The organism is Limnothrix sp. FACHB-1083 (assembly GCF_014696485.1).
In the GTDB taxonomy this organism is placed as follows: domain Bacteria; phylum Cyanobacteriota; class Cyanobacteriia; order CACIAM-69d; family CACIAM-69d; genus CACIAM-69d.
In genome coordinates this window covers 41,448-61,171 of the sequence record NZ_JACJQD010000014.1, presented here as the reverse complement: position 1 = coordinate 61,171, position 19,724 = coordinate 41,448, and the positions used below count along the sequence as shown (strand labels likewise).

General features: G+C 58.4%; 15 protein-coding genes. 9 read left to right on the top strand and 6 right to left on the bottom strand.

Going from position 1 to position 19,724, the window contains the following annotated elements:
- Positions 1–32: 32 nt before the first annotated feature.
- Positions 33–1,073: an iron uptake system protein EfeO gene (gene efeO / locus H6F46_RS16290; RefSeq protein ID WP_190355806.1), complete on the top strand. Its 1,041-nt coding sequence runs from the start codon at positions 33–35 to the stop codon at positions 1,071–1,073.
- Between the two features lie 78 nt (positions 1,074–1,151).
- Positions 1,152–2,399 (top strand): iron uptake transporter deferrochelatase/peroxidase subunit, encoded by a 1,248-nt coding sequence (gene efeB / locus H6F46_RS16285; RefSeq protein WP_099532600.1) that lies wholly within the window; start codon positions 1,152–1,154, stop codon positions 2,397–2,399.
- Positions 2,400–2,520: 121 nt separating this feature from the next.
- On the opposite strand, the gene H6F46_RS16280 is transcribed toward efeB, so the two are convergent.
- The gene (locus H6F46_RS16280) at positions 2,521–3,537 is read right to left on the bottom strand and encodes a TOBE-like domain-containing protein (RefSeq protein ID WP_190355835.1); all 1,017 of its coding nucleotides are present in this window, start codon (positions 3,535–3,537) and stop codon (positions 2,521–2,523) included.
- 117 nt (positions 3,538–3,654) lie between these two features.
- Positions 3,655–4,632 carry an alpha/beta fold hydrolase gene (locus H6F46_RS16275; protein WP_190355807.1) on the bottom strand — a complete coding sequence of 326 codons (978 nt, stop codon included), beginning with the start codon at positions 4,630–4,632 and terminating at the stop codon, positions 3,655–3,657.
- A 468-nt stretch (positions 4,633–5,100) separates the two neighbouring features.
- On the opposite strand from H6F46_RS16275, the gene infC reads away from it, so the two are divergent.
- From infC to H6F46_RS16260, 3 genes are all read left to right on the top strand, one after another.
- A complete protein-coding gene (infC, locus tag H6F46_RS16270; protein ID WP_099532596.1) occupies positions 5,101–5,643 on the top strand; it encodes a translation initiation factor IF-3 in 543 nt (180 codons plus the stop codon).
- Between the two features lie 185 nt (positions 5,644–5,828).
- Positions 5,829–8,846 carry an Npt1/Npt2 family nucleotide transporter gene (locus tag H6F46_RS16265; RefSeq protein ID WP_099532624.1) on the top strand — a complete coding sequence of 1,006 codons (3,018 nt, stop codon included), beginning with the start codon at positions 5,829–5,831 and terminating at the stop codon, positions 8,844–8,846.
- A gap of 209 nt (positions 8,847–9,055) precedes the next feature.
- A complete protein-coding gene (locus tag H6F46_RS16260) occupies positions 9,056–9,544 on the top strand; it encodes a Crp/Fnr family transcriptional regulator (protein WP_099532595.1) in 489 nt (162 codons plus the stop codon).
- A gap of 192 nt (positions 9,545–9,736) precedes the next feature.
- Here H6F46_RS16260 and H6F46_RS16255 read toward each other — a convergent pair whose 3' ends face one another.
- Positions 9,737–12,247 (bottom strand): DNA topoisomerase (ATP-hydrolyzing) subunit A, encoded by a 2,511-nt coding sequence (locus H6F46_RS16255; protein WP_190355808.1) that lies wholly within the window; start codon positions 12,245–12,247, stop codon positions 9,737–9,739.
- A 150-nt stretch (positions 12,248–12,397) separates the two neighbouring features.
- Between H6F46_RS16255 and H6F46_RS16250 the strand changes: the two genes are divergently transcribed.
- Complete coding sequence (locus H6F46_RS16250) at positions 12,398–12,799, top strand: response regulator (RefSeq protein WP_099532594.1); 402 nt, start codon at positions 12,398–12,400, stop codon at positions 12,797–12,799.
- Between the two features lie 96 nt (positions 12,800–12,895).
- Here the strand turns inward: H6F46_RS16250 and H6F46_RS16245 are convergent, their stop codons facing one another.
- The 3 genes from H6F46_RS16245 to H6F46_RS16235 all read right to left on the bottom strand — a co-directional run bounded on the left by H6F46_RS16245 (position 12,896) and on the right by H6F46_RS16235 (position 16,887).
- Positions 12,896–15,139 (bottom strand): ABC transporter ATP-binding protein, encoded by a 2,244-nt coding sequence (locus H6F46_RS16245; protein ID WP_190355809.1) that lies wholly within the window; start codon positions 15,137–15,139, stop codon positions 12,896–12,898.
- A 221-nt stretch (positions 15,140–15,360) separates the two neighbouring features.
- Entirely contained in the window at positions 15,361–16,602 is a 1,242-nt protein-coding gene (locus H6F46_RS16240) for a glycosyltransferase family 4 protein (protein WP_347278349.1), read from the bottom strand.
- An 84-nt stretch (positions 16,603–16,686) separates the two neighbouring features.
- Complete coding sequence (locus H6F46_RS16235; protein WP_099532592.1) at positions 16,687–16,887, bottom strand: hypothetical protein; 201 nt, start codon at positions 16,885–16,887, stop codon at positions 16,687–16,689.
- Positions 16,888–16,993: 106 nt separating this feature from the next.
- Here H6F46_RS16235 and gloB point away from each other — a divergent pair, with 106 nt between their 5' ends.
- The 3 genes from gloB to H6F46_RS16220 all read left to right on the top strand — a co-directional run bounded on the left by gloB (position 16,994) and on the right by H6F46_RS16220 (position 19,712).
- Positions 16,994–17,776, top strand: coding sequence for a hydroxyacylglutathione hydrolase (gene gloB / locus H6F46_RS16230; protein WP_190355811.1), 783 nt, complete (start codon positions 16,994–16,996; stop codon positions 17,774–17,776).
- Between the two features lie 365 nt (positions 17,777–18,141).
- The gene (locus H6F46_RS16225; RefSeq protein WP_099532591.1) at positions 18,142–18,945 is read left to right on the top strand and encodes a response regulator transcription factor; all 804 of its coding nucleotides are present in this window, start codon (positions 18,142–18,144) and stop codon (positions 18,943–18,945) included.
- Positions 18,946–19,004: 59 nt separating this feature from the next.
- Positions 19,005–19,712 carry a rhomboid family intramembrane serine protease gene (locus H6F46_RS16220; protein WP_190355812.1) on the top strand — a complete coding sequence of 236 codons (708 nt, stop codon included), beginning with the start codon at positions 19,005–19,007 and terminating at the stop codon, positions 19,710–19,712.
- Positions 19,713–19,724: the final 12 nt, after the last annotated feature.

Genomic DNA, 19,724 nt, shown 5'->3' with positions numbered 1-19,724 from the left:
ATCGGATCTTTAGCCATCAGACTTCAGCAGCCATGAAAAATAAGACAAAACTTTGGGTTGGCATTGGTGCATATCTGTTAACGGCCCTGAGTCCCACGGGCTGTGCGGTTGCCCCTCAGCAAAATGCAGCGGTCTCAACCCAAGAAGCGGCCTCGCCTGGGGCTGAATCTCCCGTGGCTTCCGCAACGGCCTCGCCTGGGGCGGTGGCTTCGGAACTGGATCCCTGTCGGCGGGGCGCTGGCGGTGAAGGGGGCGAAGGCGGTGAAGGCGGTGAAGGCGGTGAAGGAGCCGAAGACAGCAGTGCTGCGGTCACACCGAACCCGGCCATTAAGCCAGAGGAACTTCAGAAAGCGGTGGCCGATTACAAGACCTATGTGGTGCAAGAGGTCGATCGCCTGGTGACCGATACAAAGGTGTTTACCGATCGGGTAATTGCCGGAGATGTGGCGGGGGCGAAAGCGGTGTATGGCTCATCGCGGTTGGGTTGGGAACGCATTGAGCCGATCGCCTCGTCCTTTGCGGCTCTAGATGGGGTGATCGATGCGCGGGTGGATGACTTTAAAGGGGAAGACGACCCAGCATTCACAGGTTTCCACCGCATTGAAATGGGATTGTTTAAATACAACACCACCAAAGGCTATGAACCCTTTGCCCGCAAGCTAATGACGGATCTTCAGGGACTAAAAACCTGCGTGGCTTCTCTGGAAATTGAGCCGAGGGATATGGTTCGCGGGGCTTCGGAACTGATTGAAGAAGTCTCCCTGGGCAAAATTACCGGCGAGGAAGATCGCTACAGCCGTCTGGATTTTTGGTCATTCCGCGCCAACTTGGAAGGCTCCCAAAAGGTTGTGGATTTGGTGCGGCCCATGGTGCAGCGAATTCAGCCCACGGTGCTGCAACGGGTCGATCGGGATTTTGCGGCCGTGAATCAGGTTTTGGAGAAATATAAGCTGCCCAATGGCGACTTCATGACCTACGACAAGCTTTCGGCCGCCGACAAAAAGCGCTTACAGGCAGATTTGGCCAAGCTTGCGGAAAACATTTCCAAACTACGGGGCGTAATCGGTGTTTAGGGCTAAATAACCGTTATTCCTGCCTGCTATACCAACGGAGCAAACATCGTTTTTGAGGAAATTTCTGAGGGAAGATTCATGGTAAAACCACGCTTTTCCTGGAGTCGGCGGCAACTCCTGGGACGGGGATTGGCGATCGCCGTTGGTGCAGGCCTGGGCCTGTGGCAGGGTCAGCGTTGGTGGGGCGATCGCTCCGAAGCCGCTGCCCTGGCGGAGGCGATTCCCTTTTGGGGCCCTCACCAACCGGGCATCGCCACACCGGATGTGGCCGCTGCTTTGGTGGTGGCTCTGGACGTGACCGCACGCGATCGCCAGGAACTGACTCAACTGTTTCAAACCCTGACCGATCGCATTGCCTATTTGATGGCTGGTGGTGCCCTGAAGCCCTTGGATCAGCGCTATCCCCCCAGCGGCTCCGGTATTTTGGGCGACGAATTTCCCGCCGATCGGCTCACGGTCACCGTTTCCGTGGGGGCCTCTCTGTTTGATCAACGCTACGGCCTGGCCGCCGCCAAACCCCGTCATTTGACGGAAATGCCCAATTTCCCGAACGATCGCCTCGATCCCCAGCTTTGCCATGGCGACTTGCTCTTGCAGTTTTGCGCCAACCACGAAGAAACCAACATCCACGCCCTGCGCGACATCCTAAAGCAGTTGTCGGGGTTGGTGGTTTTGCGTTGGCAAATGGCCGGTTTCCAACAGCCCGATCGCGACCCCCATCCCCGCCGCACCACCGTGCGCAACCTGTTGGGGTTCAAGGACGGCACGGTGAACCCGAACCCGAAAGACGAGAAGTTAATGAACCGATTGGTTTGGGTTTCTCGTAACAGCCCAGAACCGGCCTGGACGGTCGGCGGTTCCTATCACGTGGTGCGAATTATTCGGATGTTTGTGGAGTTTTGGGATCGAACTCCCTTGGATGAGCAAGAAGCGGTGATGGGGCGATCGCGCAGTAGCGGTGCGCCCTTGGGTTACCGCCACGAGGAAGAGATTCCAAACTATCAACGGGCTGGCAAAGCAATTCCCCTCGATTCCCATATTCGGTTGGCAAATCCGCGCAATCCCGGCATGGGAGAGCATCAAATTTTGCGCAAGGGATTCCACTATTCCCGCGATATCGATCGCGCCGGTCAGTTGGACATGGGCTTGCTCTTTTTGGCCTTTCAACAGGATGTGAAAACTGGCTTTGAAGCCATTCAAAATCGGCTGAATGGTGAACCCTTGGAGGAATACATTAAGCCGATCGGGGGCGGCTATTTCTTTGCCCTTCCTGGCGTGCCCGATCGCGACAGCTACTTGGGTCAGTCTCTGTTGCAATCGGTGTAATGGCAATCGGTGTAATTTAGGCAGCGCAGCTTAAGGCGCATTGACCCAACCAATCGATCAAATCAATCGATCGATCGAATGAATTAATTAAGCAGGGTAATTCAGGCCGCATTGGACAGAGTTAGATCGAATAATGCAGCGGAAACGCCTTTGCTCCCTTGGGCTTGACGTAAACCCGCTGCTGGGGCGAAAGATCTAATTCATCAAATCGTTCCCGCGTCAGATGGGCCGTCATCACCTGCCCATCATCCAACACCAATTCTGCCTGAATTTCCCAACCCAAATGCACTAGCCGACTAATGCGGGCCGGAGCCGTGGCCGTGTCCGGTGCTAGTTCAATCACCACATCATGAGGCCGCAGGAAAATTTCCGGTTCCGTAGAATCAATGCCGTGAGCCTGGAAGATTTGGGAATCGCTGGGCAGGATGTTCACCGGCCCAATGAACTTCATCACAAAAGGCGTGGCGGGGCGATCGTAAATTTCAGCGGGCGAGCCAATTTGTTCAATGCGCCCATGATTCACAATCACGATCTCATCGGCCACTTCCATCGCTTCCTCTTGGTCGTGGGTCACAAAAACCGTGGTCACATGCACTTCGTCGTGCAAACGCCGTAACCAGGCCCGCAAATCCTTGCGCACCCTCGCATCCAATGCCCCAAAGGGTTCATCCAACAGCAACACTTTCGGTTCCACAGCCAACGCCCGCGCCAGAGCCACCCGCTGTCGTTGGCCGCCGGACAGTTGGGAGGGGTAGCGATCGCCCAACCCCGAAAGCTGCACCAACTCCAGCAGCTCATCGACTCGCTGGCGAACCTTGGCGCGATCGGTCTTTTGTAATTCCAACCCAAAGCCAATGTTTTGGCGCACGGTCATGTGTTTAAACAGGGCGTAGTGCTGAAACACAAAGCCGATGTTGCGTTCTTGTACGGTTTGGTCGGTGGCATCTTTGCCGGTGAGCCAAATTCGCCCGCTGTCCGGCTTTTCGAGACCGGCAATCAACCGCAGCAGGGTTGATTTACCGGATCCCGAAGCACCCAACAGGGCCACCAGCGAACCGGACTCTAAGCTAAGGCTGACGTTATCGACGGCCAGGAAATCGCCAAAGCGTTTGGTGACGTTTTCTACGACGATGCCCACGATGCCGCTGCTCCCGATGCGAAAGGTTGACCCCATTATGCAATGGATAGGTCGCCGATCAATGCCCTAAACCCCGCTTTCTCGGTCGTGTTACCGGGGTTTTGTCTGGTTCGCAGCCTAGTTCTCTCCTGCCGCGTCGGTCGATCGCCCCAGTCGATCGAGCCATTGGCGCAAGAGGGCATTCACTCGATCGGGCGCTTCATCGTGGGGACAATGACCCGCTCCCTCGATCGGCACAAATTCCAAACGCGGTGAACAACCGACAAATTGTTGGGAGAGGGCGAAGGGAATGAGTCGATCGCGCGTGCCCCACAACAGGAGCACCGGAATTTGGATGTGGTTCAACACCCGCCGAATGGGGGGCGAAAACCGGCTGCTGGCCATGGCGCGGATGATTTGGGCAAAGGTGCGGGCCGCCCCCTGATCGCGGGCCGGCTCTGTCAAAATTTCCACCAACTCCGAATCGATCGCTCCGGGATCTCCCCAAGCCAAGCCAGCCCAGCGCCGCACCACGGCCGGCCGGCGCACCCCATAAAAAACAGCCTGCAACAGCCAGGGAGAAGCCACTAAATTCTCCAGCCCCAGCACCAGTGGGCGCAGTGCCCTGGGAATAATTTCCTCGCGCATGGATGGATCGGGCAAGCTAATCGCCACGGCCCCACAAACCATTTCGGGGTAGCATTCCGCCACCGTGAGGGCAATGGCCGAGCCGATCGAGTTGCCCACCACCACCGCCGGAACCCCAATGAAGGTTTGCCAAAACTCCCGCACCTGCTCCGCCCAAAAGTAAGCATCGTAGGCCACCAACGGCTTGCAAGATGCGCCAAAGCCAACCAAATCGAGGGCATAAACCGGATGGTGAGTGGCCAGGGCTTCCATGTTGGAGCGCCAATAGCCGATCGAGGCCCCAAACCCATGCAGCAACAAAATGGGCGGCCCGCCATTCACCGCCGGGCCGGGCAGGAAACTGTAGCGGGTTGACCAACCGCGCCAAACCCAATCACGCCGATCGCCCACGCGATCGACCCACGATCGCGCCGGGCATTGAGGGACTGGGGGTTGCGGGTCGGTTGTGGCCAGTGGAGTTGCGTTCATGGGGTGCTGTGGCCGAATACTTTTGATCGAGCGGCCTTGATGATCGAACGGCCTCGATCGAGGCACTGGATCACAAAGACCATCATGATTCAGTTGCCTGGATCAAATACTAAGAAATCTTGCGAGTTTATTGACATCCTTAGCTGCACCTTAGCCGATCAAACCCCCTATTTCCAAGGCGCGATCGCCCGAAAAGTCCCTCATCCCATCCACCCCTGGCACAGAGTAAAATAGGTGGCAGTCTCTGTTGTTTTGGGCCAAGTCTGTCCCGCAGCAGCCAGACGCTGAATGGTTCAATACCGTTCGACACCATTCAATTGATTGCTCGATCGTGCTAAGACGGAAGCAAATCGCCTCAATCGCCCCATGCGATCGGCTGTTTCCCGCCTTAGCAACGCTGGCCCAGCCTAAACAAACTTCAAAAGCTCCATTCACAGCGATCGCGCTACCCCAGAATCCATTTCACCAATGCCACCAGTCATCGACAAACGCAAACCCGCGAATCTTCCCCCCATCAACGAAAACATCCGCTTTCCCGAAGTGCGCCTGATTGATGCAGACGGCGCACAGGTTGGAATCATCCCCACCTACGACGCACGCCGCATGGCCGAGGAAAAGGAACTAGACCTCGTGCTGATTAGTGACAAGGCCGTGCCGCCCGTTTGCCGGATCATGGACTACGGCAAATATAAGTTTGAGCAAGAAAAGAAGGCGCGCGAGGCCAAGAAGAAGCAGCATACGGCTGACGTGAAAGAAGTCAAGATGCGCTACAAAATCGACCCGCACGATTACCAAGTGCGGATCCGCGCCGCTGAACGCTTCCTCAAGGCCGGCGACAAAGTGAAGGCTACGATCACCTTCCGGGGGCGGGAAATTCAGCACGCCCACCTGGCGGAAACCTTGCTCAATCAAATGATGCAGGATCTGCAAGAAGTGGCTGAGGTGCAGCAAGCACCGAAGCGGGAAGGCCGCAATATGATGATGCTGCTGTCACCCAAGCGGGAAAAGTAACCTTCGGCAAGGATGGCCAGGGGTGAAAACTGGGTGATGGCACGCGGGGGCCCCTGGGCCCAGCCGTGATCATTAGATTGACGAGCCGTCCATGGTTTTGTCACCCTTGTGTGGTGGGGGGCGTGCGATCGCGCGCCCCTCTGCCCTTGCCCGTCCGCCCACTCCATTTGATTGACCGATCGCCCATGGATGCCAACTATCAGGGAACCCGAGGCGGCGCATGGCAACAGGTGCTGCGCTGGCTGAACCTTCGGCCCGAAGAAGGGGAACGCACTTGGTTGATGTTCGCCTTCTACACCACCACCACCGTGGGGTTGAGTTGGCTGGATAACAGCACGGCGGGTCTGTTTGTCGATCGCTACGGGGCCGTGGGCCTGCCGCTCATTTATTTGGGCAACGCGGCGATCGGGGCCTTGATGGGCTTTGCCTATTCCCTGATGCAGAAGGTTATTCCCCTGCGTCAGACGATCGTCTTGATTCCAATTTTGATTGCCCTGCCCCTGGTGGCCTTTCGGGCGGGACTGGGCATTGAGCACCTGGCGGCGATCACGGTTTTTGTGATGCGGCTGTGGCTGGATGTGACCTATGTGCTCAACGACATCAACACCTCCATCACCGCCAACCAGCTTTTTAACATTCGGGAAATTAAGCGCACCTATCCCCTCATCAGCAGTGGTGTGCTGGTGGCGGATGTGATCAGCGGTTTTTCGCTGCCGGTGCTGTTGGATTGGGTGGGGCTGCCGAATGTGTTGCTGTTGGCAGCCGCCACGATCGCCTTTGGGGGCGGCATTTTGTTTTATCTGGGCCGGGCCTACAGTCAGGCCTTCCCCGATTCCCCCAGTCGCTACACCGAAGAGTCCCAGGCGGATTCCAATCGCCGGCTGCAGGGGCCCCTGCGCAGCTATGCGGGCTGGCTGGTGGCCTTTTTCATGCTGGCGCAGGTGTTGTTTCTGCTGGTGGAATTTCAGTTTTTTGATCGACTGGAGTTGCAGAGCAAAACGACGGCGGGCACGGGTACCGGGGGTGACGTGGCCAGCGAGATTGCCAGTTTTTTGGGCCTGTTTAACGGGGTGTTGGGGTTGGCGGAGTTGCTGACCCAATGGCTGGTATCCAGTCGGGCGATCGAGCGGATTGGCCTGTTCCGATCGGCGGCCATTTTGCCCACGGCGGTGCTGATTTCTGGGGTTTTGGCCCTGTTGAGCATTCCGCTAGCGGCCCATGGCTTTTCGGGCGCGTTCCTCGGGGCGATCGGCCTGAAGTTCATGGATGAGCTGCTGCGCTACACCCTCTTTGCCAGCACCAACCCAGTGCTGTTCCAGCCCATTCCCGACAGCGTGCGGGGCAGCATCCAAGCCCGGGTTCGTGGCGTGTTTGAGTCACTCTCCACGGGGCTGGCGGGGCTGCTGATTTTGGGAACGGTGTTTGTTTGCAAGCACTTTTTACCGCCAGACTACCTGGAAGCCCAAAGCTGGATTGTGCTGGGGGCGATCGTCATTTTGGCGGTGCTCTGGGTGGTGGCGGTGTTGGGGTTGCGATCGCGCTACATCAGCCTGTTGGTGATCAGCGCCGAGCGGGGCCGGCTGGGCACGATGGATGTGGACTCTTCCACCCTGCGCCAGGCGGTGATTGAGGCCCTGGTGCAACCGGGAACCACCCCCGAAGATAAGCGATCGTGCATTGAACTCCTGAGCCGCATTGACCCCGAGCGGGCCAGTGAAGTGCTGGCTCCCCTGCTGACCGGGTTTCCGCCCGTGCTGCAAAAGCAATGTTTGGAAGTGATGCTGGAGCGGCCCCAAACGGACTATCTCGCGCAAGTGCGGGCCCTGATCGTCCAGCAACCACCGCCGGAGGTACTGGCGGCGGCCCTGCGCTACGTCTGGATTACGGAATCCGATCAGGATGTGCGCCATTTGCAGCCCTACCTGCGGCCGGAGGTGGATCCCATGGTGCGGGGTACGGCGGCCTCGTTAATCATGCGCCGTGGGTCTGCAAGCCAAAAGGCCGAAGCCACCAACAGTTTGCGCCGAATGCTCACCAGCGGCGATGTGCGAGAGCGGGTGATGGGTTGTCGGGCCTTGGGCGAGGCGGCCTATCTCCAGGCCCTGCGGTTGTATGTGCCGGATTTGCTTCAAGATTCATCGGTAGAGGTGCGTTGCGCCCTGCTGGAAGTGATTGCCTCGGCCCGGCTGGAAGACTATTACCCGGCCCTGTTGCGGGGGCTGAATTACAAGAGCACCCGGGAATCTGCCCTGCGCGGGTTGACCAAGCTGGAGCATGAGGTGCTGCCGATGCTGTTGGAAATGGCGGAGGACTGCCATAAGCCGGATCTGATGCGGATGCAGGCCTGGGGGGCGATCGGGCGCATTAGCACCTCAGAAGCCTTGGATATTTTGGTGTCGCGGTTGTTGGTGTCCTGGGGAGCCACCCGCCAAACGATTATGCGCACCCTGCTGAAGCTGCCCGATGACGCGGGGATTGAGGGCGTGTTGCGGCGGATTGGGCGAAGTGGGGTGGAAATGGCGATCGACCAGGAGTTGCGCTACGTGGGGCAACTGGCGGCGGCGCTGGTGGATTTGTCGGAAGCGTCCCTCACGGGGCGGGAGGCGGATCTGCTGCGCCAGTCCCTGCGCGATTCGATTCAGGATGCCCATGAACGGCTCTTTTCCCTGATGAAGTTCCTCTATCCGATCGGGTCGATTCAAGCGGCTTCCTTTAATTTGCGATCGGGGTCGCGGGAGTCCGTGGCTCGGGGCTTGGAGATTTTGGATAATACGCTGGATATTCCCAGTAAGCGGGCGGTGTTGGGAATTTTTGACTCCGCCAACGATCGCGATCGGCTGGCGGCGGTGAATGAGCTGATGCATTACCAACCCATGCCCCCGCGCGATCGGGTGCGGCGGCTTTTGGATTTGCGCTATTTCCTGTCCGATTGGCCCTTGGCCTGTTGCTTCCATGTGGCGCGGTCTTTGCGCTGGAGCTTGACGACGGATCAAACCCTGGCCTGTTTGCGTCACCCACGCGGCTTTGTGCGGGAAGCGGTGCTAGCCTATTTGGAGTTGGCTTCTCAGCGGATGTTGGCGGAAATTTTGCCCCGGATGGTGCATGATCCCGATCGCCTGGTTCTAGCCCAAGTGCAACATCTGGCCCAGGGGTTGGGCGTTGCCCTGCCCACCAAGTCCGCCGAGGCTTCGGGCCCTGCCTAGGGACTGGGGTGGCTCCGGGTTGATTGAACTCTGCCCGCGAAGAACCCCCAGCCCAGCACTCGCCACTCCCACAAAGCGGGATAAGATAGCGGGGTGTTGAGCCTTCATCATGTCGTTTCACCTCCAGCCTTGCCCTCGCGGTGCATCAACCAGCTTTGAGTCATTGACCGCCTGGGGCCTGCTGCTTGACCCACCGCGCCTAGCCGCTCATGCTCACTAGCGTCGATCGCCTGCTCTTTATCCGCGAAGTCCCGATCTTTAAAGAACTGCGCGACGAGTTCCTCGTGCGGTTAGCTTCCTGCATGGATGAGTTATCGTTTTCTGCCAAGCAAACGATCTTCACGCAGGGGCAAGAGGGGCGATCGCTCTACATTGTGGTGTCGGGACGGGTGCGGGTGCATCTGAACGATCGAGATTTGGCCCATCTAGGGAAAGGATCCTTTTTTGGGGAAATGTCGCTGTTTGATGCGGAACCCCGATCGGCCTCCGTCACGACGATCGAACCCTGCGAATGTTTGATGCTGACCCAACAGCAGCTCTACGACGCGATCGACGAAACTCCCGATATTGCGGTGAATGTGATTCGGCTGCTCTCCCGTCGGATTCGGGAGCTGAATCAAAAACTGAATGCCAGTCGCGAATTGGACGGCAAAGGATCCGGATCGACCCTCTTACCGTCCAATTCCCAAAACAGCTAGTAGCGCGACAGGCTTAATACATTGGGTCAAAGTTGTGGAGCCAGTCGTGGTAACAAGGGGCTTAAGCCCCTTGCTGCTTAGCGATCAGGTGACGGTAACAGCCATGTAATTTAACCCAGCGAATTAAGGCAGCCACGCCACTAGGGCCAACTGCGCCCGAGCCTAAACAAAGCGCCCAGTGAAGATCTTGAGCTACAGGGCGATCGCCCCGCTAATGGCCTCAGTGCTGGCCAGTTTCACCAGCCGATCGCCCTGATCTTCGCGGCCCAGAACGGGGAAATCGGCCCAAGCTAAGCCGCCCGATCGACCCGTGCTGGTGCTGATCCACCACAGCCCGCGATCGGCCACCGGAGCCATGGCCGCCAGCCGATCGCCCCGCGCCAGGGTCAGGAAATTACTGCCCGCTTCGCCCAATTCATTCAAGCGCAGGCGATCCACCCGTAGTTGCTTGCCATAGCCCCGCTCGGTGATCAGGGCCAGGGTTTGCCCCGGGCTTAAGGTGCAACAGCCCAACAACCGTTCCGATCGGCTCACCTTCGTGGCCAAGGCTCCTTGGGTGTTGCGGTTGCTGACCGGTAGGGTAACCGCGTCCAGGGGCACAATCATGCCTCGGCCCATGGAAGTGGCCACCACCAGCCGATCGCCCTCGGATCCCAAGGCGGCGGCCACCAACTGATCGCCCTCCTTCAGCTTCAGGGCCACCAGGCCCCGCCCGGTAATTCGCTCAAATTCCCCCAGGGCCAAGCGCTTCACCCGCCCTTGCTGAGTGAGCACAATCAAATCCTGGGGCGGATTGGGGCGATCGGCAAAGTCCAAGGACAACACGGCCACAATTTCCCGGGCCAGGGCCGCCACCGAATCATCCGCACTTTGCAGGGCGGTCGATCGGGCCGATTCCGGCAGGAGGGTGACCAGGGGCAATCCTCGGGGCGCTTTTTTGCTAATAGGGGGAATGTCGCCCACCCGTAGGCTATAGGCCTTGCCCGATCGGGTGAGCACTAACAATTCCTGATCGGTTTGCGTATTAAAGGTCTGTACGGCGGCCTCATCCCGTTCCGTCAGCTCGCCCGGCGTGGGTTCGCTGCGCCGTCGCTTGGGCGGAACCCGCCGCACATAACCCCGATCGCTCAGTTCCACAATTGCCGGTTCCGGAGCCGTGGGAGCCGCTATCGCTGGCGATTCCGTGGTCGCCTGCACCGTCGCTTCATCCAAAATTCGGGTGCGGCGCGGATCGGCAAATTTCTTTTTGAACGATCGCAGGTCTTTTTTCAGGAATTTCAGCCGTTCTTGTCGATCGTCCAGCAAATTCGACAGCTCTGCTAGGCGCGATCGCAGGGTTTCCCGTTCCTCCAACAGCTTTTGGCGCTCCAGTCCCGTCAGTCGCCGCATGGGCATTCCCAACACCGCCTGGGCCTGGGAATCGCTCATGCCCAGCCGCACGGCCAACTGTGCCTGGGCGGTGGTTCCGTCCGGGGCAAACCGCAAAATCTCGATCGTTTCATCCAAATGATCCAGGGCCAGCACTAACCCTTCCACCAACTCCAATCGATCGGCCACCTGCTCGCGATCGGCCGTCAATTGCTTGGTCAGGGTTTCTTCCCGGAACGCCAAAAAGACCTGGAGGGCCTGCTTCAGGCTCAACTGCTGGGGCTGGCGATCGACAATGGCCAGCAGAATCATGCCAAAGGTGGACTGCAAATCCGTTTGGCGATAAAGCTGCTTCAAAACCGCCGCCGGTTCCGCCTCCCGCTTCAGTTCAATGACAACCCGAATTCCGTCGCGATCGCTCTCATCCCGCAAGTCGCTGATGCCCGTCAGCTTGCCCAGGTTCACCAACTCGGCCATTTTTTCTAGCCAACTGGCCTTGTTGGTTTGGTAGGGCAACTCCGTCACCACGATCGCCGTCCGTTTTTGGCGACCCCGCCCGCCGGGAATTTCCTCCACATGGGTCACCCCCCGCAGGACAATGCTGCCCTTGCCGGTGCGGTAGGCATCCTCAATGCCCTTGGTGCCGATAATTTCGCCCCCGGTGGGGAAGTCGGGGCCCGGAATCAGTTTCCACAGTTGCGCATCGGTTAAGTCCGGGCGATCGATCAGCGCCACCAACCCATCCACCAACTCGCCCAGGTGGTGCGGGGGAATATTGGTGGCCATGCCCACGGCAATGCCCGAACAGCCATTCAGCAACAGCAGGGGCAACTGCACCGGCAACACCACCGGTTCCTGTTGGGAACTGTCGAAATTGGGCGCAAAGTTAACGGTGGCCTCGCTCAGGTTTGCCAGGGCTGAAACCTGGGCAATTTCCGCCAATCGGGTTTCCGTATAGCGCATGGCGGCCGGTGGATCGTCGTCGATCGAGCCAAAATTGCCATGGCCCTGCAACAGGGGATAGCGCATGGAAAAGCTCTGCACCATCCGCACCAGCGCGTCATAAACCGCCTTGTCTCCGTGGGGGTGATATTTCCCCAGCACATCCCCCACCACCCGGGCACATTTGCGAAAGGGGCGATCGGGCGTTAACCCCAACTCATGCATCGCGTACAAAATCCGCCGATGCACCGGCTTGAGGCCATCCCGCGCATCCGGCAGGGCCCGGCCGACGATCGTACTCATGGCGTATTCCAAATACGATCGCTGCATTTCCCCATGCAGCGAAGTCGGAATGATTTGCCCAGAGCCAAGAAGGTTGAGTTGCGCGGTCATCAGGCGAGTCCAGTCCAAAAAACGGCCAAGGGGTGAGCGAAATTAAAAATCGCAAGAAAGACGAGGATTAATCAGCAGTCGCTTGCACGGAAAGAGCAATGAGGCATAGCATAACAACTAGACAGCCTCGCGTTTGGCGCAACTTGCTCGATGAAAACGGTTTTGATCGTTGAAGACGACCCAATTAATGCACGCGTCTTCTCCAAAATTTTGACCAAGCGGGGCGGCCTGGCCGTGCAGCACACAGAAGATGTGGAAGAGGTCGTGAAGATTGCCCGGGCGGGCGAAGCGGACATCATCTTGATGGACGTTTCCTTGGCCCACAGCACCTATGAGGGCAAATCGGTTGATGGCATTAAAATCACCCAAATGTTGAAGGGGGATCCGGCCACGGCCAAGCTGCCCATCATTTTGGTGACGGCCCACGCCATGGAAGGCGATCGGGAAAATTTCCTGTCCGAAAGTGGCGCGGATGACTACATTTCCAAGCCCGTGGTCGATCACCAAGCCTTTGTGGACAAAATCGTCAGCCTGCTGCCCACGGACGCTTAGGGCGGGCGATCGACGGCTGGAGAGATCGTTCACGGGTCGCCAATTGCTGTTTGGGCCATCTTCCGTTGGGAGGGTGGCCCATTGCCCGATCGGCCCCTAGGCTTGATTGCCCGTGGCTTCTAGGGATTCGAGGATGTTCAAAATTTCCAGGGCGGCGGCGTAGGTATCGTTCAAAATCCGTTCGTCCTCTTCGGGATCATCGGTCAAGTCATCCAAAATGAGCCGCAGGGCCCCAATAATTTCGCTGAGGCGCGATCGCACCTGATAGGAAATTTGGGCAAAGGTTTCATAGCGATCCATGCCCCCACCTCCCGAGTCGCTGTAGAACGATCGCTGAACTTGCAGCGCGTCTTCAAACAACTCCATGGTGCTCAACATCCGAATGGCCGATCGATAGGATTCGCGCAGGAGTTCTTGACGTTCCTCGTTGCTGTCCACCAGGTCATCCACCAGCAATTGCAGGGAGCCGACGGTGATGTTGAGCCGGGTGCGAATTTCGTAGGAGGTGCGGTTGAAGGTTTCGCTGGCGGTGGCCATCGGCTGCTGCACCCGGGCATTGCCAAACTGCATGGTGTAGAGCTTGGCGTAGGCTCCGCCCTTGGCCAGCAGTTCCGCATGGTTGCCCACTTCCACCACGCGCCCCTTGTCCAGGACAGCGATTTGGTGGGCCCGCTGCACGGTGGAGAGGCGGTGGGCAATGGCGATCACGGTGCGATCGCGGCTGAGGGTTTCGATCGCCTCCTGCACCAACCGCTCAGACACCGTATCTAGGGCGCTGGTGGCCTCATCCAAAATCAGAACTGGGGGATTTTGCAGCAAGGCCCGGGCGATTGCCAGCCGCTGCCGTTGCCCCCCCGACAACATCACACCCCGATCTCCAATGGTGGTTTCCAGGCCGCGCGGCATTCGCTCAATAAATTCCATGGCGTTGGCCAATTTGGCAGCGGCAATCACCTCCTCATCGGTGGCCGTGGGCATGGGGTAGGCGATGTTATTGCGGATGGTGTCGTTAAACAGAAAGGTTTCCTGGCTGACAATGCCCAAGGATCGCCGGAGCGATCGCACGTCAAAGCTGCGTAAGTCTTGACCATCGATGAGGATCCGCCCCGCCGTGGGATCGGCAAACCGAGGCACTAGCTCCACGAGGGTTGATTTCCCGGCTCCGGAGCTGCCCACCAGGGCCAAGGTTGTGCCCCGGGGCAAGGTGAGGGTGATGTCTTGGAGGGTCAGCTCGCTGCTGCCTTCGTAGGCAAAGCTGAGATTTTCAAACCGAATATCCTGGTGCAGTCCCGTGAAGGGGGTGGAACCATTGGCCAAAAAGGTCTTGTTGCTCGATCGCAAAAAGTCTTCCACCACGTCCACACTGGCGGCCGTGTTGGCCAACTGGCCCCGCAACCGGTTGAGCTGGGCCACCAGGGGTAGCAGCCGAAACAGCAGCGTCAGATAGGTTAGCAGCACCGTGGATAGGGCGCTGAGCTGATCCGCAAACAGCCAGCGACTGATGCCCACGATCGCCATTAGCATCACCACGCTCACCACTTCCGTGACCGGGGCGATCGCGATCGAGTTGGCCTGGGATTTAAACTCCGCGGCCTCCCGGGCCTTGGTTAGCCGCAGCATTCGATCGAACTCCCGCGCCTCCATGGCAGCCGATCGCACCAACCGCATCCCGCCCAAAATCTCCAGCAGGGCCACGGAATAGTCCTTGGAGGTTTGGGACACATCCTTCCCCAGTTGGCGGGACTGGTTGACATAAAGCTGATTAATCCACACCACCCCCGCAAACAACACCGTGGCCACCACCGTCAGTTGCCAAGACAGCAGCAACAACAGCCCCACCATCACCAGGATCGAGACCACGGTGGCCACCAATTGCAGCAAATTGGCCACCGTGGCCGAAACCCGCCCAATTTCATTCCCCAGGCGGTTGTTGATGTCGCCCACACGGGTGCGAGCAAAGTAGCTGAGATTCACATCCAGCAGCAACTGAATGGCGTTCATTCGCAGGTCAGCCGCCAGCGATCGCTGCAAAATTCCGACGGCCAAGGCGCTGAGGTAGGTGGCCAGGTTTTTGAGGGCGATCGTGCCCACCACCGCCACGGCCATGGCGATCGGCTGGTAGGCCGCGGGCAGTCCCTCAAAGGGCGAAAAAAGTTTGCGCAAAATGGGCGGCCCGCCGGACAGCACCATTTCCTGGCCCAAAAAGCGCAGCACCACTGGCACAATCAGCGCCGTGCTTACCCCGTTGAACAGGGCCCCCGAGAAGCCCATGATCATCGTCCAAGCGGCTTGTCGGGGATAGCGCCGAATCAGTTGCCAAAGGAATTTGCGTCGGGCCATTGGATCACAAGAAAAAAGGAACGGGGTCTACCCAAAAGAGGCAGCGGTGGCTAAAAACCAGCCAAGAACCCATCAGGCAAAACCTGATGCAACATCCTGATGCGATCGCCCCGGGGATCTGGAGAAATGCGCATCTGAATTTTAGGCCGGGCATTGGCCCGATGGGGGGCGACCGCCACCGCTTCTTGGCCACCGGCCCGCAGCAGCCCCGCCTCGCCGCCCTAGCATCGATCGAGAATTTGGTGCAGACCCGTGGCCATCGCTTCCAGGCTGTAGTGTTCAATGCAGCGCTGTCGGGCCCGCCGCCCGATCGCCCCCGATTGTTCCGGATCATCCAACACCTGGCGAATGGCTTGGGCCAGTTGGGGAGGCTGGCTGGGTTCCACCAACAGCCCCGTATCCCCCAGCAATTGCGGAATATCACCCACGCGGGTGGCAATGACCGGCTTGCCCATGGCCATGCCATCCGTCAGCTTCAGGGGAAATTGGGCGCGGGTTTCCGGGGTGTCCCGCTGGGGAACCACCACCGCATGGGCCGCCGCCACCACCCCTGGCATTTCCGAGGCGGGTTGTTTGGGTAAATAGATCAGCCATCGGCCCCAGCGGGCCTGTAGTTGCTGGTCATAGTCATCGTAGGGACTGCCCCCCACGATCACCAGCCGAATTTGTGGATCGTTGAGCTGATCTAAGGCCTCAAGCAAGTCTTCAACGCCCTTGTAGGGGCGGGTGGCTCCTGGAAACATCAAAATTTTGTAGTCTTGCCAGCCTTGGCGCGATCGAGCGGCAACGGGATCGAATCGATCGGGATCAAACAGGGCCGTGTCCTTGCCGCTGGGAATCAAAACCCCACCAAACCGTTGCTGCAACGCCAAGGTATTCACCGTAATTGCCGTGGCGTGGTGGGCCCAAGACTCGATCGCCTGGAGATAGAGGGGATGATCGGGCCGGCGCAGTTCCCCATCTTTGCCCAGCAAGTCGCGCAGAAATTTGCGCGGCCGCAGCCGATAGCGATAGTGATCGCCCCCGTGCCAGCTCAATTCCCAATCATCAATATCCACAATCACCGGCCGTCGATGGGCGATCGCCTTCAGCAGCCCCAAGCCGTAGCTGCTGGGCTTCAGCTTTTGGGCATAGATAATGTCGCCGGTAATTTGGGGCCAAAGCCGGGCGATCGAGCGAAAGTAGCCGGGATAGGGGCAACCCGGCACGGTCACCACCTGCCAGTGGGGCGGAGCGGGCAACGTTCCCAACTCCCCAAACACCGACCCCACGATCTGGATTCGATAACCCAGGCGATCGAGCGCTTGGGCCAACAAAAACGTGCGTACCGCACCGCCCCAACGGCCGACCCCCTTGGTGGACAGATCGCTCACCAGAATGGTGACTTGGCGCGGTTGGGCCGAGGGTTGAGACTTGGAAAAAACAGACATCAGCGGCACAGCAGCAAAAGGGCGAGGAACCACCGCAGATCAGCCAACTTGCCAATCTGCTCAAGGGTTCTGACGGTCTAGATCGCTCGGCCAGGCCAAACTTATGGCCAGACCAGCCTATGGATGCACAATTCGCACCCGCCCCAACTTCACCAGGTCAAAGAGCCTGGACACTTGCCGCCGCTGATCGTCAGTCATCTTAAAATCACTGAGAAGGCAGTTGGCCAGGCTCAGGTAATCTTGCCGGGGAATCGCCTCGACTCCATCTAAGCGATCGAGAATTGGCTGAAGGTCGAATTCTGTCGCTTTCGTCGCCATTGACGCTGATGTCGAAGAGGTCGCAAGGCCGATCCGCCGCGATTTTCGCCGCTTGCGCGCTCTTCGCGCGGTGGGGGGTCTGTTGTTAATTCTATTTCGCACCCCAATGTACGTCGAACGCATTCCGGCTCTGTTGGACAACTATATCTTTTTGTTAGTCGATCGCGCTCGTCAAGAGGCCGCCGTGGTGGATCCGGCGGAAGCACAACCGGTGCTCGATCGGCTGGCAGCCCTCAATTGCCGCCTCACCACAATTTTTAACACCCATCACCACCGTGATCATGTGGGGGGCACACCGGCCCTCTTGCAGGCCTTTCCCGAGCTGGTGGTCTATGGGGGCGCGCGCGATCGGGGGCGAATTCCCGCGCAACAGGTGTTTTTGGAAGGGGGCGAAACAATTCCCTTTGCCGATCGCACCGCTCAAGTGTTCTTTGTGCCCGGCCACACCCGCGCCCATGTGGCCTATTACTTCGCTCCCGCCAACGGCCCCGACAGTGATGGTTGGGGCGATTTATTTTCCGGGGATGTGATTTTTGGGGCCGGCTGCGGTCGCCTCTTTGAGGGCACACCGGCCGAAATGCTCCAGTCGATCGATCAACTGCGCCAACTGCCAGACAGCACCCGGATTTGGTGTGCCCATGAATACACCCTGGGCAACCTGGAATTTGCCCAAACCATCGAACCCCAAAACCCCGCGCTGCAACAACGCCTCCAGGAAACTCGCCTCGCGCGATCGCGCCAGCAACCCACCGTTCCCCTCAGCCTGGGCCAAGAAAAACAAACCAACCCTTTTCTGCGTTGGGATAGTCCTGCCGTCCAAGCGGCCATGGCCACAGATGATCCCGTTCGTACCTTTACCCGTCTGCGGGGCAAAAAAGATCTTTGGTAGCGAGATCAAGATGTCGGCAAGAGGTCGCCTCCTAAGGCCTTCTCCATCGAAAACCCAGTCCGCTCCTTTGATCATCCAAGGGGCATGAAAATTGGTAACCCCTGAGTCAATTTGACCTAGGCATCAACCCAAACGATCATTGCTATCAATGGCGAAAGTGGTTTGGGGATAGGCAATTGAGCCATCATTTCGATCACTAAGGGGGCTGAACGATTTCCTAACAACGCTCCTGGAAAAGGCAGATTGACGATGAAGTTTAAATCTGCGTAGTTTCGGCTACAAATAGTCCAAAAAATCCTTGCTAGGCTACAGGGTAATTCTCGAATCTGCTGCCGCATTGGGCAACAACGAGTTGAATCAAGCCTGTGGCTCCTATTAGCATTCAGATTATTGAGACGAATCCACACCTACGCTCGTTGTTGGGGTGGCACTTACAACAACTGGGCTACGTGGTTTGTCCGTCAGCAACGCTTCAGCAAGCACGGGACGTGGCCCAGGCCCAACGGCCAATGTTGGTTGTGCTGGATCCCGATTTGCCCGATGGGGATGGTTTGGAATTCTGTGCCTGGTTGCAACGGGTTCAGCAGCCGATGGTGCTGATGATTTCGGCGCGATCGGGCGAGGCGGATGCGGTGGCGGCCCTGCGGGCAGGGGCCGATGATTATCTGCGTAAGCCGTTTGGGATGCAGGAGTTTTTGGCGCGGGTGCAGGCGCTGGTGCGTCGGGGCCGATCGCGATCGGCTCCGGCCCTGCTGGACTGTGGCGTGTTGCGGATTGATCTAATTCAGCGGCGGGTTTGGCTGTTTGAACGGGCGATCGAGCTGACTCCCCAGGAATTTAGCCTGCTCTATGCCCTGGCCCAGGCGGGCGGCGTGCCCCTCAGTCGGGCGGAAATTTTGCAGCGGGCTTGGCCTGAGTCGATCGACAATCCACGCACGGTCGATACCCATGTGCTATCCCTGCGCAAAAAGCTGGAGGCCGATCCCCGCCAACCCAGCACCATCCAAACAGTTCGCAATGTGGGCTATCGCCTCAATTTGGAGCGCTTGGAACTGCACCGGGAACCCACCAATGGCCACGGCCCGCCGCCAAATCCGGTGGGGGGTGGGCCGGCCGGCTCCGGTGGTGGGGCCTTGTCCCGATCGATGTTGTCGGTGTCTTCGGGCTAGGGGCGATCGCGCTAGGATCCTGACAAATCAATTGGATCGAGCCAGCCCGATCATCGCGCATGTTTCCCATTGGCGACGACAATCCCACCCGCCGCACAGCCTATGTGACCTACGGGCTAATTGGGGTCAACCTGCTCGTATTCCTCTACGAAGTCAGCCTCAACCCCTTGCAATTACGGGCGTTGTTTGAGTTGTGGGCCGTCGTGCCCTTAGAGCTGACCGCACAGTTCAACGGCTATCCAGTCACCATCCCCGGAACCAACTTGCCCGAAACCCTAACCTTGCTCACCTCCCAGTTTTTGCATGGGGGCTGGGCCCACTTGGGCGGAAACATGCTGTTCCTGTGGATCTTTGGCAACAATGTTGAAGATCGATTGGGATCCGTGAAATACCTATTGTTTTACCTGGCTTCTGGAGCCATTGCAGGGCTTTGCCAGTGGTTTTTTGCGCCGCTATCTGCTGTCCCTTCATTAGGTGCTAGCGGTGCGATCGCGGGAGTCATGGGAGCCTATATCCTGCGCTATCCCCGGGCGAGCATTTTAACCCTCGTGCCCCTAGGATTTGTGCTCATCCCCTTACGAATTGCGGCTTTTTGGTACTTGGGTATTTGGTTTTTGCAACAGGCCCTTTATGGGCTGGGATCGCTCCAGCAGCCCATGAATATCGGCTTGAGTGGGGGTGGAATTGCCTATTGGGCCCATGCGGGCGGCTTCGTGGCCGGGGCCGTTCTGGGGCCATTGTTGGGGCTATTTAAGGACGATGATTAAGCAAAAACTCCA

Coding starts and splice junctions, on each gene's coding strand:
- efeO (WP_190355806.1), top strand. CDS start 33: ATGAAAAATAAGACAAAACTTTGGGTTGGCATTGGTGCATATCTGTTA.
- efeB (WP_099532600.1), top strand. CDS start 1,152: ATGGTAAAACCACGCTTTTCCTGGAGTCGGCGGCAACTCCTGGGACGG.
- H6F46_RS16275 (WP_190355807.1), bottom strand. CDS start 4,632: ATGAACGCAACTCCACTGGCCACAACCGACCCGCAACCCCCAGTCCCT.
- infC (WP_099532596.1), top strand. CDS start 5,101: ATGCCACCAGTCATCGACAAACGCAAACCCGCGAATCTTCCCCCCATC.
- H6F46_RS16265 (WP_099532624.1), top strand. CDS start 5,829: ATGGATGCCAACTATCAGGGAACCCGAGGCGGCGCATGGCAACAGGTG.
- H6F46_RS16260 (WP_099532595.1), top strand. CDS start 9,056: ATGCTCACTAGCGTCGATCGCCTGCTCTTTATCCGCGAAGTCCCGATC.
- H6F46_RS16255 (WP_190355808.1), bottom strand. CDS start 12,247: ATGACCGCGCAACTCAACCTTCTTGGCTCTGGGCAAATCATTCCGACT.
- H6F46_RS16250 (WP_099532594.1), top strand. CDS start 12,398: ATGAAAACGGTTTTGATCGTTGAAGACGACCCAATTAATGCACGCGTC.
- H6F46_RS16245 (WP_190355809.1), bottom strand. CDS start 15,139: ATGGCCCGACGCAAATTCCTTTGGCAACTGATTCGGCGCTATCCCCGA.
- H6F46_RS16235 (WP_099532592.1), bottom strand. CDS start 16,887: ATGGCGACGAAAGCGACAGAATTCGACCTTCAGCCAATTCTCGATCGC.
- gloB (WP_190355811.1), top strand. CDS start 16,994: ATGTACGTCGAACGCATTCCGGCTCTGTTGGACAACTATATCTTTTTG.
- H6F46_RS16220 (WP_190355812.1), top strand. CDS start 19,005: ATGTTTCCCATTGGCGACGACAATCCCACCCGCCGCACAGCCTATGTG.